The sequence below is a fragment of the Arthrobacter sp. TJ-270 genome (assembly GCF_058269075.1).
Genome location: NZ_JBZCNB010000004.1, coordinates 186,766 through 203,591, shown reverse-complemented (window position 1 = coordinate 203,591; position 16,826 = coordinate 186,766). Strand labels below are relative to the sequence as shown.

The 16,826-nt window shown below is 63.7% G+C and carries 14 protein-coding genes; 10 read left to right on the top strand and 4 right to left on the bottom strand.

From position 1 onward, the window contains the following. Positions 1-4: 4 nt before the first annotated feature. On the bottom strand, positions 5-964 hold the full coding sequence (locus AC4D2M_RS10005; protein ID WP_490891605.1) for a GerMN domain-containing protein: 960 nt from the start codon (positions 962-964) through the stop codon (positions 5-7). Positions 965-1,342: 378 nt separating this feature from the next. Here AC4D2M_RS10005 and AC4D2M_RS10000 point away from each other — a divergent pair, with 378 nt between their 5' ends. The 5 genes from AC4D2M_RS10000 (at position 1,343) to AC4D2M_RS09980 (ending at position 6,772) form a co-directional block, all read left to right on the top strand. After that, positions 1,343-2,389, top strand: coding sequence for a PhoH family protein (locus AC4D2M_RS10000; protein ID WP_490891604.1), 1,047 nt, complete (start codon positions 1,343-1,345; stop codon positions 2,387-2,389). Continuing rightward, on the top strand, positions 2,379-2,852 hold the full coding sequence (ybeY, locus tag AC4D2M_RS09995; protein ID WP_490891603.1) for an rRNA maturation RNase YbeY: 474 nt from the start codon (positions 2,379-2,381) through the stop codon (positions 2,850-2,852). Before AC4D2M_RS10000 ends, ybeY begins: the two co-directional genes overlap by 11 nt. A 31-nt stretch (positions 2,853-2,883) precedes the next feature. Then, positions 2,884-4,203 (top strand): hemolysin family protein, encoded by a 1,320-nt coding sequence (locus tag AC4D2M_RS09990; RefSeq protein WP_490891602.1) that lies wholly within the window; start codon positions 2,884-2,886, stop codon positions 4,201-4,203. Continuing rightward, on the top strand, positions 4,200-5,129 hold the full coding sequence (gene era, locus AC4D2M_RS09985; RefSeq protein ID WP_490891601.1) for a GTPase Era: 930 nt from the start codon (positions 4,200-4,202) through the stop codon (positions 5,127-5,129). Before AC4D2M_RS09990 ends, era begins: the two co-directional genes overlap by 4 nt. Before the next feature lie 116 nt (positions 5,130-5,245). After that, a complete protein-coding gene (locus tag AC4D2M_RS09980; protein ID WP_490891600.1) occupies positions 5,246-6,772 on the top strand; it encodes an LCP family protein in 1,527 nt (508 codons plus the stop codon). A 6-nt stretch (positions 6,773-6,778) separates the two neighbouring features. Here the strand turns inward: AC4D2M_RS09980 and AC4D2M_RS09975 are convergent, their stop codons facing one another. After that, positions 6,779-8,728, bottom strand: coding sequence for a M13 family metallopeptidase (locus AC4D2M_RS09975; RefSeq protein ID WP_490891599.1), 1,950 nt, complete (start codon positions 8,726-8,728; stop codon positions 6,779-6,781). Positions 8,729-8,957: 229 nt separating this feature from the next. Between AC4D2M_RS09975 and leuA the strand changes: the two genes are divergently transcribed. The 3 genes from leuA (at position 8,958) to AC4D2M_RS09960 (ending at position 12,299) form a co-directional block, all read left to right on the top strand. Further along, complete coding sequence (gene leuA / locus AC4D2M_RS09970; protein WP_490891598.1) at positions 8,958-10,688, top strand: 2-isopropylmalate synthase; 1,731 nt, start codon at positions 8,958-8,960, stop codon at positions 10,686-10,688. A 73-nt stretch (positions 10,689-10,761) separates the two neighbouring features. Continuing rightward, positions 10,762-11,511: a DNA repair protein RecO gene (gene recO, locus AC4D2M_RS09965; RefSeq protein WP_490891597.1), complete on the top strand. Its 750-nt coding sequence runs from the start codon at positions 10,762-10,764 to the stop codon at positions 11,509-11,511. Next, positions 11,508-12,299, top strand: a complete 792-nt coding sequence (locus AC4D2M_RS09960; protein ID WP_490891595.1) for an isoprenyl transferase — start codon at positions 11,508-11,510, stop codon at positions 12,297-12,299. The genes recO and AC4D2M_RS09960 overlap by 4 nt, the downstream gene beginning before the upstream one ends. Here AC4D2M_RS09960 and AC4D2M_RS09955 read toward each other — a convergent pair. Then, a complete protein-coding gene (locus AC4D2M_RS09955) occupies positions 12,266-13,360 on the bottom strand; it encodes an alpha/beta hydrolase (RefSeq protein WP_490891594.1) in 1,095 nt (364 codons plus the stop codon). The two genes, AC4D2M_RS09960 and AC4D2M_RS09955, sit on opposite strands and share 34 nt — an antisense overlap. A gap of 65 nt (positions 13,361-13,425) precedes the next feature. Between AC4D2M_RS09955 and AC4D2M_RS09950 the strand changes: the two genes are divergently transcribed. Next, entirely contained in the window at positions 13,426-14,502 is a 1,077-nt protein-coding gene (locus AC4D2M_RS09950) for a quinone-dependent dihydroorotate dehydrogenase (protein WP_490891593.1), read from the top strand. An 89-nt stretch (positions 14,503-14,591) separates the two neighbouring features. Here AC4D2M_RS09950 and AC4D2M_RS09945 read toward each other — a convergent pair whose 3' ends face one another. Continuing rightward, positions 14,592-15,179: a DUF3043 domain-containing protein gene (locus AC4D2M_RS09945; protein ID WP_490891591.1), complete on the bottom strand. Its 588-nt coding sequence runs from the start codon at positions 15,177-15,179 to the stop codon at positions 14,592-14,594. A gap of 60 nt (positions 15,180-15,239) precedes the next feature. Here AC4D2M_RS09945 and AC4D2M_RS09940 point away from each other — a divergent pair, with 60 nt between their 5' ends. Then, complete coding sequence (locus AC4D2M_RS09940; RefSeq protein ID WP_490891589.1) at positions 15,240-16,640, top strand: dipeptidase; 1,401 nt, start codon at positions 15,240-15,242, stop codon at positions 16,638-16,640. Positions 16,641-16,826: the final 186 nt, after the last annotated feature.

The window sequence follows — 16,826 nt, the reverse complement described above, 5'->3', positions numbered from 1 at the left end:
GCGGTCAGCGGATGCTGACCAGCTTGTCATCGGCGACGTCGTCGGCAGCAGGCCCGGATCCGGGATCCGCCTCCGACGCCTCGTACACCTCAACGAGATAGGTTCCCTGTTCCAGGGCCACACTGAACTCATACAGCCCTACCGCACCCGTTCCCGCCTCCACCGGTACGGTTCCGTCGACAACATCTTCAGCGGGTACACCGCCCCCGTCCACGCGCCGGACCCTCCACTGAAGGCTTGTGTCCGTCGTGGTCGTGCTGCCCTGGATAATGACAGTCCGATCGGTGCGGACCGAGCTCTCCTGCGGGTTGATGATCCAGACAGGCGCCAATGCGCTGACGTCCCGCCGCAGAACGGAACCCAGCGCGATATGTCCGAATGCGTTGTAGCCCGCCTTGCCGTCCACCAGCAGGCGAACGCTGCTCGGACTTCCGCTGGCAATCAGGCCGGAATTGGCTGCTGCGGCTGTCGCGGTGTAAACGAGTTGCTGCACTGCCTGCACAGCCGTCTCCGCGTCGACCTCCGTGGTGAATGAATCGGAGGAAATGTCCACCGTGATGACGTTGTCCGGCGAGATCGAGGTGTTGACAGCGGAGGCATTCTGCCAGGGGCTGTAGTAGTCGTCGTCGAGCGGCTCAGCGCTGGTCATCGCCCAGACTGCAGCGGCGATCGGGTCTCCTGTCGATTCGGCCGGCAGGAATTCGCGGTAAAGCAGTCCGTTCGTCTCTCCCAGCCAGTAGACCGGAAGGAGGGAAGCGGCGTCTGTGGCTTCGGGGCTTCGCAGAGCGAGCTCCGGCATACTCGCCGCGGATTCGAGCAGCACTTCTGACTGAGGCGCGATCTCCGCCGTCGACTCGGGCGGGCCTCCGATGGTGCAGGCCTGCAGTCCCAGCGCCGTCGCGAGAAGTACGGATACCTTCCAGCGGCGCACCTTCGTCTGTCCAAAAAGAGGGATGGCGGCCATGCGTTTCCATCTCCTCTCCGTTTACAGTGTCCAATGGCTGGGGTTCCAGCACCGGGCTCAAATGTCACCATCAGGGATGATGAGAGTAGGAGCCGGAGCTGCCCTGCGCAGCAGTAATCCAGCTTGGCATAGGAAGTGTGCGCTACCGGCCGGTTTTCCCCAATCGCCATAGGACTGAGACGCGATTGATATCGGGCCGTTGCGTTCCTGAGATATTTTGTCCGCCCAGCCGGTGGAGCGGTTTCTCGCGAAGTGGATGCGAGCGGTAACAGGCCTGCGGCGGTACGCTAGTAGAAGGCTTCTTCAAAGGCCTGGACCAGCACCTAACCGGAAATTCCGGCGACACGAGGAGAGATGGAAGGCCCACGGGCCGATAATATGACGGATTCTGCAGTGGGTATGGGGGCAGCAGGCCTGGACAGCCGGGTCATCGAGTTTGATTCAGCCGACCAGATGGTGCAGGCTCTCGGCGCAAATGACGAGGCTCTCGCCATGATCGAGGGAGCTTTCCCCGGCGTAAGCCTCCACGTACGCGGCAATGATCTCTCCATCACCGGTCCCGCGACGGACGTTGGGCGCACCGAGCGCCTGATCAGCGAGATACGTACCCTCGCCGCCAGCCAGACGCCGGTGACAGCGCAGGTGCTGGAGCAGCTGCTTTTCATGCTCAAGACGCAGGGCGCTGCGAAGCCGGCCGAAGTCCTGTCGATGAATATCCTCTCTTCACGCGGCCGTACCATCCGCCCGAAGACGGTCAACCAGAAGAAATATGTCGAAGCGATTGATACGCATACCATCGTCTTCGGCATCGGCCCGGCCGGCACCGGCAAAACCTACCTGGCAATGGCCAAGGCGGTTCAGGCTCTTCAGCACAAGGAAGTCAACAGGATCATCCTTACCCGTCCGGCTGTTGAGGCGGGGGAACGGCTGGGATTCCTCCCCGGAACGCTGAACGACAAGATCGACCCGTACCTGCGCCCGCTCTACGACGCTCTTCACGACATGATGGATCCCGATTCCATCCCGCGCCTTATGGCTGCCGGAACAATCGAGGTCGCACCGCTCGCCTACATGCGCGGCCGTACCCTGAATGATGCGTTCATCATCCTCGATGAAGCGCAGAACACCACTCCTGAGCAGATGAAGATGTTCCTCACCAGGCTGGGCTTCGGTTCCAGGATGGTGGTCACCGGCGACGTGACCCAGGTGGACCTGCCGGGCGGGACCAGTTCCGGGCTTCGCGTCGTGAGCGAAATCCTGCAGGGGGTCGACGACGTCGCCTTCTCTCCGCTGGACGCCACCGACGTAGTGCGCCATCGCCTGGTCGGGGACATCGTGTCCGCCTACAGCAAATGGGATGAATCCCAGCGGGTTGCCCTGAATGGCCGCCGAAGCCCCGGCAAGACGGGCCGCAATGAGCATTGAGGTCAACAACGAGTCCGGTGTCGAGGTGGACGAAGAATCCCTGGTCAGGCTTGGCCGCCACGTGCTCGAACGGCTCTATGTGCACCCCGAGTCTGAGCTGTCCATCATTCTTGTGGACGTTGATGCCATGGAGAAGCTCCACATCGAGTGGATGGATGAGCCGGGACCAACTGACGTTCTGTCATTTCCGATGGACGAGCTGCGGCCGGGTACGGCTGCCCGTCCCACTGCCTCGGGCATTCTGGGTGATGTTGTCCTGTGCCCTGAGGTAGCGGGCACCCAGGCCGCCAATGCCGGACACAGTATGGGCGAGGAGCTTCTCCTGCTCACCACCCACGGCATGCTTCATCTACTGGGCTTTGATCATGCCGAGCCGGAAGAGGAAAAGGAAATGTTTGGCCTGCAGCGCCAGCTCCTCGCTGATTTCCTCGGCGGCACCGCCCCCACGGAAACAACCCAGTGACCGTCCTCGCAGCAACGGACCAGTCCAGCCGATGATCGTTTTCCTTTTGGCGCTGATGGCAATCGTCTTCGTACTTATTGCCGCGCTGGTAACTGCCGCAGAGGCGGCCTTCAGTTTTCTGCCGCGCCAGGATGCCGAGGCGCATCTCAACGGACCGATGGGAGAGCCCGTCCGGCGCATCCTGGAATCTCCGGTGGCGCATATGCATGCACTCCGCTTCTGGCGCGTCTGGTTCGAGATGGCCGCGGCGGTTGCGGTCGCCCTCCTGTTCGCCGATGTGCTGGAAAACATCTGGATTGCCGGCCTGCTGGCCACGGTGACGATGGCCGGTCTCGGCTTTGTTCTCGTCGGAGTTTCGCCCCGTCAGCTCGGCCGAACCCACGCGGCCACACTGGTACCGCTCACTGCGCGGATGGTGGGCGTCCTGCGCGCCGTCCTCGGACCCATTCCGCGCTGGCTCGTCGGCGTCGGAAGTGCTATCTCCCCCGGGTCAGCTCGAGCAGAGGCAGCATTCTTCACGGAGGAAGAGTTCCGGGAGCTGCTCTCGCGGGCGAGCGAGGCCGAAATGATCGAGGACAGTGAAGCCGAGCTGATCCATTCAGTTTTCGAGCTCGGAGACACCAAGGTGCGGTCCGTGATGGTCCCGCGCACCGACATGGTCTCCATTGAGGCCGGATCCACACTCCGGCAGGCGATGTCTCTCTTTCTCCGCTCCGGGTATTCTCGCGTTCCGGTCACCGGAGACAACGCCGACGACGTCCGGGGAATCCTGTACATGAAGGACGTCGTCGCGGTGCTGAACGCGGATCATAGTGGTGACCAGGACCCTGTGGACGGAGTCTGCCGCGACGTGCGATACGTGCCCGAGTCGAAGCCGGTCGGGGATTTCCTCCAGGAACTGCAACGGGAATCCACCCATGTTGCCATCGTCATCGACGAATACGGCGGCACCGCAGGTCTCGTGACGCTTGAGGACCTGATCGAGGAAATCGTCGGCGAGATCGTCGACGAGTACGACTCCGAAGTTCCCGAGATGGAACAACTGCCCGAGGGCGGCTTCCGTGTCAGCGCCCGCATGAGCATTGATGACCTGGGCGAGCTCTTCGACATGGACCTCGAGGATGATGAGGTAGACACGGTGGGCGGGCTCCTCGCCAAGACCCTCGGTCGTGTGCCGATTGTCGGGAGCGAGGTTCAGGTGGGCGATATTGCCCTGCGTGCAGAGCGGGTTGAGGGGCGCCGTAACCGCGTTTCGCACATCCTCGCCTGGAGGGTGGAACTGCCCTCGGACGAGGACGTGCACGCAGATCAGGTCAATGAAGATTCGAGGGAAACGGTGGACAACAAATGAGCACCCAGCAGTATCGGGCGGGCTTCATCTCGCTGGTCGGTCGGCCCAACGCCGGAAAGTCGACCCTGACCAACGCGCTGGTCGGACACAAGGTTGCAATCACCTCGGCCAAACCCCAGACGACCCGCCACACCATCCGCGGCATTGTGCACCGCGAAGATGCACAGCTCATCCTCGTCGATACGCCGGGTCTCCACCGGCCCCGCACCCTGCTCGGCCAGCGCCTCAACGACCTCGTTGCCGACACCCTGGCCGAGGTGGACGCCATCGGCTTCTGCCTCCCCGCAAACGAGCAGGTTGGACCGGGCGACCGCTATATCTCGGCACAACTGGCGCAGCTGAAGGGGAAGCCGATCATCGCAGTGGTCACAAAGGCCGACCTCGTCAGCAAAGAGGCGCTGCTGCGCCAGCTGCTCGCGGTGACCGAACTGGGCCGGGAAGTGCTCGGAGAAGAGGGGTGGGCCGACGTCGTGCCTGTTTCGGCGGTGGACGGCTTTCAGGTCACCACCGTGGCAGACGTCTTCGCTTCCCATATGCCGGAATCTCCTCCGCTGTATCCTGACGGTGAGCTGACCGATGAACCTGAGGCCGTCATGGTCGCCGAACTGGTGCGGGAAGCTGCCCTCGAGGGGGTACGGGACGAACTCCCTCATTCCCTGGCCGTGGTCGTGGAGGAGATCGTTCCGCGCGAAGGCCGCCCGGAAGACAACCCGCTGCTCGACGTCCGGGTCAATCTTTACGTGGAGCGTTCGTCACAGAAGGCAATCATCATCGGCAAGGGCGGGGCGCGGCTGCGCGAGGTGGGCACTGTGGCGAGGAAGGGGATCGAAGCCCTGCTGGGCACGAAGGTCTACCTCGACCTGCACGTAAAGATAGCGAAGGACTGGCAGCGAGATCCCAGGCAGCTCGTGAAGCTCGGTTTCTAGCCGCTGCCGGGCCGCTCGCAGTCCGGGCACTTCGGGCAGCAGGTGCTCGTTGAGCTACAGATGTCCCGCTCGCAGGGGCAGCAAGTCTCAGAATCAATTCGAAAGGGCCGAGCGTCATGAGTGAATCCGGCGGTGAGCAGACGGGCTCCCCGGATGGCATCCGGCTGGGGGCCGGCGGACGGCATCTCGGCAGGGTACGGCCGTCCGTCCTGCAGATCGTGGCGATCTCGCTTGTCGCCGTGCTCGTGGCGGCCGTCGGAATCGTGGCCTTTTCCGTGGTTCGCCTGCAGGGAAACGTCGCCACTGAACGCCTGAACCTCGGGGCCGGCGGTGAGACGCAATTGCCGGTGGACCTGAGCCGGGATCCTGTCCAGATCCTCATCATCGGCAGTGACACCCGCGCGGGGCAGGGCGGTGACGAAGATCCGGAGGATGAAGAGGGCCAGGCGGACGTCATGATGCTCATGACCATGTCCGCAGACCGAAGCAATGTCACGATGGTGAGTTTCCCCCGTGACCTGCTGGTGCCGCTGCCGGAATGTTTCAATCCCGACACCGGAGCGAGCAGCGACTCCAGGGCGCTCGGTCAACTCAACAGCTCCCTCGCGAACGGCGGTCCCGGCTGCACGGTGGCGGCCATCAACGAAGTCACCGGACTCCAGATCGACCACTTCATGATGGCCGACTTCAAGGCCGTTACCGAGCTGTCGAAGGCAGTCGGGGGAGTAGAAGTCTGTGTGAATCAAGCAGTCGACGACGAATATTCCGGGCTGAAGCTCGACGCCGGCACCAGCGAGATTGAGGGCGAGCAGGCGCTGGCATTCCTGCGCACACGGCATAGCTTCGGTACCGGGGGAGATGAAGGGCGCATCCGCGCCCAGCAGGCTTTCCTTGCCTCGCTGGCACGGAAGATCAAAGAGGAAGGGACGCTGACCAACATTCCGCGCCTGTACTCGATCGCCGAAGCGGTTACCCAAAACCTCACGGTCGACGACGGCCTGGGCGAAATCCCCGAACTGCTCAAGCTTGCCGGCCGGCTGCAGGAGGTCGATCTGGGCAATGTCGCTTTCGTGACTGTCCCGGTCGTTCCGTACGAAGCCAATGTGAACCGCCTCGTGCTGGACGAGGACAAGGCAGATGATCTTTTTGAGGCCCTCCGCGCCGACCGCGACATCACCGAGCCCGTCCAGGAGCCCTCGCGTTCAGCGAGTCCGAGCCCCAGCACCGACCCGTCGAGTGAGCCTGAGCCCACACAGGAGCCCGAGCCGACGCCGACTGCGGAGGAGCTCGGATACGATCCCGCGCTGGTTCCCATCACCGTGCTCAACGCGTCCGGGGAATCGGAGCGCGGGCAGGAACTTCAGGATGTACTTCTTGAGGAGGGGTACACCCAGGCGGCCGCCGCGGACGCCGATGATCGCCCGGCTACCCAGCTGTTCGTCGGTCCCGGGTACGAGGGAATTGCGCCTGTGATCGCCGAGCTGTTCGGACTGACTGAAGTCCAGGTGATTCCAAGCGCTGACACTGTCGGGCTTGAGCTCTCCGTCGGCAGTGATTTCACCGAGGGAAAGACAATCAAGACGGAGGGTGTGGCCGGCGACCTGCGGGGCCAGACAGCCGCGCAGGTCACCTGCCAGTCCTGACGGTGGCTACCAGATCCTGACGCGGTCCTCGGGAGCGAGCCAGAGTCCGTCCGTCTGCGTCACATCGAACGCGTCGTGAAATTCGTCGAGGTTGCGCACCACCTGATTGCATCGGTATTCATTCGGCGCATGCGGATCAATCGCGATGCGGCGCGCTGCCTCCTCCGGACGGATGTTCTGGCGCCAGCACTCGGCCCACGAGTAGAAGAATCGCTGGATGCCTGTCAGGCCGTCAATGACGGGCGGCTCCGCTCCGTCGAGGCTGATCAGAAACGCTGCGAGGCTGATTCCCAGTCCGCCGAGGTCTCCAATGTTCTCGCCAAGGGTGAGCTTTCCGTTGATCGGGTGATCCGGCGCCTCGGTAGGCGCCAGCTCAGCGTACTGACTGACCAACTGGCCGGTAAGTGCCTCGAACGCCGTTCTGTCCGCTTCGGTCCACCAGTTGTGCAGGGCTCCCGTCCCGTCGAACTGCGACCCCTGGTCGTCGAATCCGTGCCCGATCTCGTGACCGATGACGGCCCCGATCGCCCCGTAGTTCGCGGCGGGGTCCGCATCGGCGTCGAAGAACGGGGGTTGCAGGATTGCGGCGGGGAAGACTATTTCGTTCATGGTCGGCATGTAGTAGGCGTTGACTGTCTGCGGAGTGAGGTGCCACTCGCCACGGTCGATGGGACCGCCGAGCTTGGCCAGCTGCCGGTTCGTCTCAAACTCGGTCGCCCTCCGCACGTTGCCGTGAAGGTCGCCGGGAGTGATCCGCAGGTTCGAATAGTCGATCCAGCGCTCCGGGTAACCGATTTTGGTTGTGAAGAGCCGCAGCTTTCCGAGTGCCCGCTGGCGCGTGTCAGCGCTCATCCAGTCCAGCCGGGTGATCCGCTCGCCGTACGCGGCGAGAAGGTTGTCAACGAGATCCTGCATGGTCGCCTTGTGCGTTTCCGGAAAGTGACGAGAAACGTATTCGCGGCCTACCGCCTCGCCAAGGGCGCCTTCGACAACCGCAACACCGCGCTTCCAGCGTTCCTTCAGCTGCGGCGTGCCACTGAGCTTGGTTCCGTAGAACGAAAAGTGGGCGTCCACAAACTCGTCGCTGAGGAAGGGGGCTGCATGCAGCAGTACCCTTGCGGCGAGCCAGTTCTTCCATACGGGCAGGGGGACCTCGTCCAGCGCATTCATCAGCCCTGCCACGTAGTCCGGTTGGTTCAAGATCACCTCGTCGCCAAGCCCGACGCCGGCAGCCAGTTCCGTGAGCCACCTCCCCAAAAGCGGGGCATGGGCGGTCAGCTCCGGGATGCGGCGAAGGTTGTAGGTAGCCTGCGGATTGCGCCGGGCCACGGTGTCCATGTGCGACGACGCCAGTCTTGCTTCGAGGTCGAAAACGCCGGCTGCCGCTGCCCGGCTTTCCGGACATTCGGCGAGCTCGAAGAGCCGGTGCAGCAGCTCGACGTAGGCCAGGCGTGCCTCTTCGAATTTTCCCTCGCGGTAGTAGGACTCGTCGGGCAGCCCGAGGCCCGACTGGTAGAGGTGGAGCAGATAACGCTCAGGGTTGCCTGCATCATTGCTCACGTAGGGGAGAACTATCCCTGCTGCGCCGGAGCGCGTCAGTTCGGCGTCCAGCCTGACGAACTCTTCGATCGTGCTGGCCGCGTCAATGGCGGCGAGCAGCGGCTGGACCGGCGCTGCACCCTCCCTGTTGAGGTGCGCGGTATCCATGAAGTCCGCAAACAGGGCGCCGATACGGAAGCGGTCGCCGTCGTCCTCCTTGTCCGCCGCGGCGTCCTCGACGATGGCGCGCACGGCCAGCTCCGCTGCATCCGCGAGTTGGGAGAACGAGCCTTCCCGAGCCCGGTCATCAGGAATGGGCGTGTTGCGAAGCCATACGCCGTTGACGTGGCGGAAGAGGTCGTCCTGCGGGCGAACGGTGGAATCGACGTTCGCGAGATTAATGCCTGCTGCGGTCATGGAAGCTCCTTGGTTGGTGCGTCTTCTCATCCTAGGGGCCGTGCTAGTGTTGAATTGTGCGCGCAGAGCTGCTCCTTCTTAGCTGCCGTGGCGGGGCTCAACCGACCGGCTAGTCACACGCTGACTACCCGATCGCAGGCCGAACCCCCGCTGCGGAGTTTGTGTTGCCGGCCGCCATCCTGTGAAGCCAGAGCCTGAGAAGCTCACCCAAGGAAAGGCCACCACCGCCATGCGCAACGCACAGAAACCCGCCGGAATGCCGTTCCACAAGTACGTTCCGTTCCAGGACCAGATCACCGTGGAACTGCCGGACCGGACCTGGCCGGACAAAATCATCACGAAGGCCCCGCGCTGGTGCGCCGTCGACCTCCGCGACGGCAACCAGGCGCTTATTGACCCCATGAGTCCCGAGCGCAAGCACAAGATGTTCGACCTGCTCGTCAAGATGGGCTACAAGGAGATCGAGGTCGGTTTCCCCTCGGCGTCGCAGACCGACTTCGATTTCGTCCGCCAGCTCATCGAGGGCGACCGCATTCCCGACGACGTCACTATCCAGGTGCTCACCCAGGCGCGTGAGCATCTGATCGAGCGGACCTACGAGTCCCTTGAGGGCGCTGACCGTGCGATCGTGCACCTTTACAACTCGACTTCGGTGCTCCAGCGCCGTGTCGTGTTCAACCAGGACATGGACGGCATCGTCGATATCGCGTTGACCGGTGCGCGGCTGTGCCGGAAGTTCGAGGAGAACATGGGTGACACGCATATCACCTATGAGTACTCCCCGGAATCCTTCACCGGCACTGAGCTCGAATTCGCCGCGCGCATCTCCAACGAGGTCGCTGCTGTCTTCGAAGCGTCTTCCGATCGGCAGATGATCCTGAACCTGCCGGCAACTGTTGAGATGGCCACGCCGAACGTGTATGCCGATTCCATCGAATGGATGTGCCGCAACCTGGCCAACCGGGACGCCGTGATCCTGTCCCTTCACCCCCACAACGACCGCGGCACCGGTGTAGCAGCGGCTGAACTCGGCTACCTCGCCGGTGCTGACCGCATCGAGGGATGCCTGTTCGGCAACGGGGAGCGAACCGGGAACGTCGATCTCGTGACGCTGGGGATGAACCTGTACGGGCAGGGCATTGATCCGCAGATCGACTTCTCGGACATGGACCATATCCGCCGCACGGCAGAGTACTGCAACCAGCTCAACGTGCCCGAGCGCTCACCCTACGGTGGAGACCTGGTATTCACCGCTTTCTCCGGGTCACACCAGGACGCCATCAAGAAGGGCTTCGAGCGGATGGAGGAGGACGCTGCTGCCGTTGGAAAGACGGTCGAGGAAATCCCCTGGGCGGTGCCGTACCTGCCGATCGATCCCAAGGACATCGGCCGCTCCTACGAGGCCGTGATACGTGTAAATTCGCAATCCGGCAAGGGCGGCGTCGCCTATCTCCTCAAGCATGAGCACAGCCTGGACCTGCCGCGCAGGGCACAGATCGAATTCTCCGGAGTCGTACAGCGCCGCACGGATACCGTGGGCGGTGAAGTCAGCGGAGCCGCGCTGTGGGAGATCTTCCAGGACGAGTACCTGCCGTCGCGTAACGGCTCCTGGGGCCACTATGTACTTACCTCGACCAACACCGACGCGTCCGAGGACGGGCGCTTCAATCTGACGGCGACGCTGATGATTGACGGCGTCCAGCAGCGGCGCACCGCGCAGGGCAACGGGCCGATCGACGCGCTCGTATCCATCCTCGGTCAGGACGGCGTGGACGTACGCGTCCTTGATTACACGGAACATGCGCTGTCTTCAGGCGGGAATGCCCGCGCTGCCGCGTATGTGGAGTGCGCTGTGGGGGAGCGGGTGCTCTGGGGCATCGGCATCGATTCCAACTCGACCATGGCATCGCTGAAGGCTGTCGTTTCTGCGGTCAACCGTGCCATTCGGGACCTTAGCTAGGATTCCTGGAGACGAACCCGGGGGCCGGGCGCGGCGAGGGCTGCACCCAACCCGCCGGATGGGAAAATAGAACGTGGCCAGATCATTCGCGTCGCGGACCTACCTTACGGAAGGCGTGGTCCTTCGTACGTATAAGCTCGGCGAAGCCGACCGCATCATTGTGCTCCTGACCCGTGAGCACGGCCAGGTCCGGGCAGTTGCAAAGGGTGTTCGACGAACGAGCAGCAAGTTCGGGGCACGTCTCGAACCTTTCATGACGGTGGATCTTCAACTCGTCGCCGGACGCACGCTAGACGTCGTCACTCAGGCGCAGACGCGTGGTGCCTATGGACACGGTATCGCGGCCGACTATTCCCGCTATACGGCAGCATCTGCAATAGCTGAAACGGCTGAGAAGCTCACGGACGCCGACGGCGAATCCGCCGGGGCGCAGTACGGTCTGGTTATCGGTGCCCTGTCGGCTCTGAGCAGAGGGCTCCATCCGTCGGAACTGATCCTGGACTCCTATCTGCTCCGCGCACTGGCAACAGCCGGCTGGGCACCCAGCTTCACCGACTGCGCGCGCTGCGGCGCAGCCGGCCCGCATACGGCGTTTTCAGCCGCCCTGGGCGGAGCTGTGTGCGCCGTGTGCCGGCCGCCGGGCGCGGCGTCACCGTCACCCGATGCCATGGCCCTGCTGGGCGCCCTGCTGTCGGGCGACTGGGCAGTAGCCGACGCTGCCGAGGATTTCGCACGGCGGGAAAGTGCGGGACTGGTGGCCGCCTACGTACAGTGGCATCTGGAACGAGCAGTTAAGTCCCTCAAACATGTGGAGCGTGTGTGACAACATCCCAAAGAGAGCCGTTGGAGCCGTGGCCCCATCCCAGCGGTGAGCTCCCGCCGGCGATTCCCGCCGAACTGGTTCCGGCGCACGTGGCGATTGTCATGGATGGGAACGGGCGCTGGGCCAACCGGCGCGGGTTGCCCCGTACCGAGGGACACCGGGCGGGTGAAGCGGCACTGCTGGACGTGGTGGCCGGCGCCATCGACATCGGTGTGCGTCATGTGAGCGTGTATGCCTTCTCCACGGAGAACTGGAAGCGTTCCCCGGACGAGGTGCGGTTCCTCATGGGATTCAGCCGTGACGTCCTGCGGCGGCAGCGTGACCAGCTCAACGAGTGGGGAGTGCGCATACGGTGGGCCGGCCGTCGCCCGCGTCTCTGGCGCTCCGTCATCAACGAACTTGAGGTGGCGGAGGAACGCACCCGCTCCAACTCGGTCTGTACCCTCACCATGTGCGTGAACTATGGAGGACGGGCGGAGATTGCCGACGCTGCGCGCGCCATTGCCGAGGATGTGGCGGCCGGGCGCCTCAAGGCGTCATCCGTGTCGGAAAGGACAATCCAGCGGTACCTGGACGAACCGGACCTGCCGGACGTCGACCTCTTCCTGCGGACCTCGGGCGAGCAGCGCACATCCAACTTCATGCTCTGGCAGTCGGCCTACGCTGAAATGGTGTTCATGGATGTCCTGTGGCCCGACGTCGACCGTCGCACCCTCTGGAAGGCGGTTGAGGAGTATGCCGCCCGTGACCGCCGTTACGGCGGGGCGGTTGACCGGGCCCGGGCCTGACTTTCGCCCTCCGCCGCCGGCTTGCTGTAGCAGCTCATCCATCGATCAAGCTCGGCATATACCTTCTCCCTCACCGGTGCCGGTGACAACAGCGTGTCGTGGAGGGCGCCGTCGAACCGGCAGACCGTGACGTGAGGTCCAAGCTGGAGCGCACGCTGCGTCATGACGGTCACGTCAAGCACGCTGTCGGATGAGAGCATTGCGTCGTTCCACACAGGACTGATGGTTGACCTCGAGGAGGCCAGCACCAGGACCGGGACGTCGATCGAGAGCCCCCGACGCACCTGCGCGTGCCCGGTCAGCACCGCGGTAAGCCAACCCGCCCGAATGGGAAACCCGAATTGCGGCCGCCACTGACCGTTCAGTTCCCATTCGCCGTCGGCCTGGTTGCTGATGCTCCGCCAGTAGAAGCCGAACTCCGGCAACTTGAGACGGGCTTTCGGTCTGAACCGGGTGATCGGTTCCAGCAGGCCCTGGGTGGTGGTGCGCAGGATCGCACTGCCCTGGATGTCCAGCCACGGGCTATTGAGAATGAGGCTCGAGACGCGGCCGGGGAAACGGTGAGCCCACAGCGATCCGACCAGAGCTCCGGTGGAATGCGCCATGAGGGTGATCCCCGACGGCGGTGCCCCGGTGCCGGCTTCGATGTCCTCCGCGAGGGCGGCCAGAGCGGCGTCGATGTCGCGGTCGTAATCCGACAGGTCCGTTACATACCCGGGTGTCTGCCACGGCCTGAGGCTTCGTCCGTATTTACGCAGGTCCAGCGCATAGAACGCGATACCCCGTTCCGTGAAGAAGTGCGCCAACTCGTGCTGGAAGAAGTAGTCGCTCCAACCGTGAAGATACAGTACCGCCTGGACCGGCTCGGCGGCCTCACCGCGCCGGCCGGGAAGCCTCAGCATACGCTGCGCTGTACTCAGGAAGTCGGTCGGCGTCTCAACCGGAGGCGGGGTGTAGGAGACAAGCGTTGCAACGCAGGGGCCCTCCGCATCTGCACCGAGGTCAAGCTCCGTCAGGGCAAAGCCGTCACCGAGATGGTCCGGCTGCCAGATGATGCCCATGAATCGAGGATATCGATCCAACCATCAACTTGGTGAAGCGGCAGGCCCCGTGGCAACTTTGAACCATGCGTATTTATCCCGTCTTCTTTCGCGTCGTTTTCAGCGGCATGGACCCTGAGCGCGCGCACCGCATCGGCTTCCGGCTGATCCGGTGGACAGGCAAGACGCCCGCGGGCAGCGTGCTGCGCCGCATCACGCAGCCGGCTCCGGAACTGAGCACGACGGCGTTCGGCGTCACCTTTCCCTCCCCGTTCGGTCTGGCCGCCGGTTTCGACAAGGAGGGTCACGGCATTGCCGCCCTCACGGATCTGGGGTTCGGCCATATAGAGGTCGGGACGATCACGGGGCAGGCCCAGCCGGGCAACCCGAAGCCACGGTTGTTCCGCCTGGTGAAGGACCGTGCGGTCATCAACCGGATGGGATTCAATAACGACGGCGCAGCCGCCGTTGCGCCACGGATCGCGGCAGCACGGCGAACTCTTGAGCGACGCTATCCCACACAGCGCCCGGTCATAGGGGTGAACATCGGCAAGACAAAGACAGTCGACCTGCGCGACGCCATTGCCGACTACCGCATCTCCGCGGAGGCGTTGGCTCCGCTGGCCGACTACCTGGTGGTGAACGTGAGTTCACCGAACACACCCGGGCTACGGTTACTGCAAAGTGTTCGTTCCCTCCGGCCGCTCCTGAAAGCCGTCCGGAAAGCAGCGGATGAGAGTGCGGGCCGCCACGTCCCGCTGCTCGTGAAGATCGCTCCTGACCTGAGCGACGAGGATATTGACGAGGTTGCGTCCCTGGCCCTGGAGCTGGAACTGGACGGCATCATCGCCACTAACACCACCATTACGCGTGAAGGACTCACTACCGACGACGAAGCCGTGATGGCGTGCGGCGTCGGCGGCTTGAGCGGTGCGCCGCTCAAGGAGCGTTCGTTGCAAGTCCTTAAACGCCTGCGTCTGGCCGCCGGTCCGGATCTTGCCCTGATCTCGGTGGGCGGGGTGGAAACCGCCGAGGACGTCACTGAGCGCTTGGAGGCTGGAGCCACCCTTGTGCAGGGTTATACAGGGTTCCTCTACGAAGGTCCGTTCTGGGCCGCGTCAATCAACCGCGCGCTGAAAGACCGCGTTGCGCTGAGCCGTTGATAACCGCCGGCCGCTGAAGCTGGGCGCTTAGATGCGAACTGCCGTTTGATGCGAACTGCCGGACGTGAAGTGCGCGGTAGAAGGTCCGGCTAGGCGGGGTACTGGCCGCGGCTTACCTGCGGCTTGGGCAGGCGGAGACGCCGGATCTGCATGGCGCGCGAGATGCCGTACCAAAGATCACCGCGCCCCGGCTCGCCGAACTTCTCAGCGAGGAGCTTCTTGAGCTTGCGGCGCAGGAGCAGGCAGTCAATAACAACGGCAACGATGATCACCCAGAAGGTGAGCATGATGTAACCCTGAAGCGTGAGGTTCGGGATGAAGCTGAGGAAGACGAAGACCAGCGCCGCGAACATCAGGAACTCGGCAACGTTCCACCGTGCATCCACGTAGTCGCGGACGTAACGGCGGGCAGGGCCCTTGTCCCGGAACGGCAGGTGCCGTTCATCGCCGTTCTCGAGGGCGCGACGCATGCGGATCTGTTCCTCACGCCGGGCCAGGCGGTTGGCTTCTCGTGCTGCCTTCCGGTCGTTGGGCACGAGCGGACGCTTGCGCGCTGCTTGCTGGACACTTCGCTTCGGCGTCGGGGCGCCTTTGCCCACCGCCCTCAGGCGTTGCTCCTCAGCAGCTCGCTCGGCGGGGGTCTCAACAACGGCAGCGTCTTTTTTTCGTCCAAACACCCCTCTAGGATACCCGGCCCCGGGGCAGCAATTTCCGCCCGCGTGTGTAGGCTCGGTGGCATGAGCAAGCTATCTACTGAGGCGCTGTCGGACACGATCATTGATGCCCTGCGGTCCAGCGTCGACTCCGCGTTCACCCAGACAGTCGAGGAGTTGAAGTCACTTGTCGCCATCCCGGGGGTGGCGTGGGAAGCGTTCGACCCTGCGGAACTTGACCGCAGTGCGGAAGCGGTCGCGTCTCTCGTGCGTTCCGCAGGTATCGAGGACGTGCGCATCCTGCGAGTGGACAACGATGGCGCACCCGGCGGTCCTGCCGTCGTCGCGCGGCGCCCGGCTGCCAAGGGGAAGCCGACCATTCTGCTTTATGCGCATCACGATGTGCAGCCGCCGGGAGCGCGGGAGCTGTGGGAGAGCGAGCCCTTCGCTCCACAGGAGCGTGGAGGCCGGTTGTACGGCAGGGGAGCAGCCGATGACAAAGCCGGGATCATGGCGCACATTGCCGCGTTCCGTGCGGTCTCCGATGTCCTGGGTAATGACTTCGGCGTTGGCATCACCCTTTTCATAGAAGGTGAGGAGGAGGCAGGCTCTCCCACCTTCCGCCGGTTCCTGGAGGAACACCGCGAGCTGCTGCGGTCCGACGTCATAGTAGTTGCCGACTCGAGCAACTGGAAGGTCGGTGTACCGGCACTCACCACCAGCCTGCGCGGCCTGGTGGACGGCACAATTGAGGTTCGGGTTCTCGAACATGCGGTGCACTCAGGTATGTTCGGCGGCCCGGTGCTCGACGCACCTACGCTGCTTTCCCGGTTGATCGCAACCCTGCATGACGACAACGGCAGCGTCGCCATCGAAGGCCTGCTCGCTACAGACACCGCCGAGGTGGAGTACCCGGAGGCGGATTACCGCGCAGACGCGTCCGTTCTTGACGGCGTGCAGCTGGCGGGTACCGGTTCCCTTGTCTCACGGTTGTGGACCCAACCCGCGCTCTCCATCATCGGCATCGACGCTCCGAGCGTGGCGTTATCGTCAAACACCCTGCTGCCTAGCGCGAGAGCGAAGTTCAGCCTTCGTCTGGCACCCGGTCAGGATCCGCTGGAGGCGATGTCCGCCGTCGAACGCCATGTGAAGGCCAATGCCCCGTTCGGCGCCGCTGTCACATTCACCCCCGGAGAGTCCGGCAATCCTTTCTCTACCGACACCACCCGGCCTGCTGCCCAGATCGCCATGTGGGCGCTGCGGACGGCGTGGGGGACCGAAGCCGTCGAGGCGGGTATCGGAGGATCCATACCGTTCATTGCGGATCTGACTGAGGTCTACCCTGACGCGCAGATACTGGTGACCGGAGTGGAGGATCCTGATTCGAGGGCGCACAGCGCAAACGAATCGCTTCATCTGGGGGAGTTCAGCCGCGCTGTGCTCGCCGAGGCGCTGATGCTCGCGCGGTTCAACGACGCCGGCTGACCTCTTCACGTATCAGTCAGGGCATGTGCCGGGCGACGGAATGTTTCGAGAGAGCATTTCGTTACATAGCTGGGCAGGCCGTGACGACCGGACGTACCATGGAACGGACAGCGCCGCGAGGCGCTAATGGCCATATGCCGTCGTCGTAGTTACAGGCACGGAACCGGCGGGGTAGGCACAAAGCTA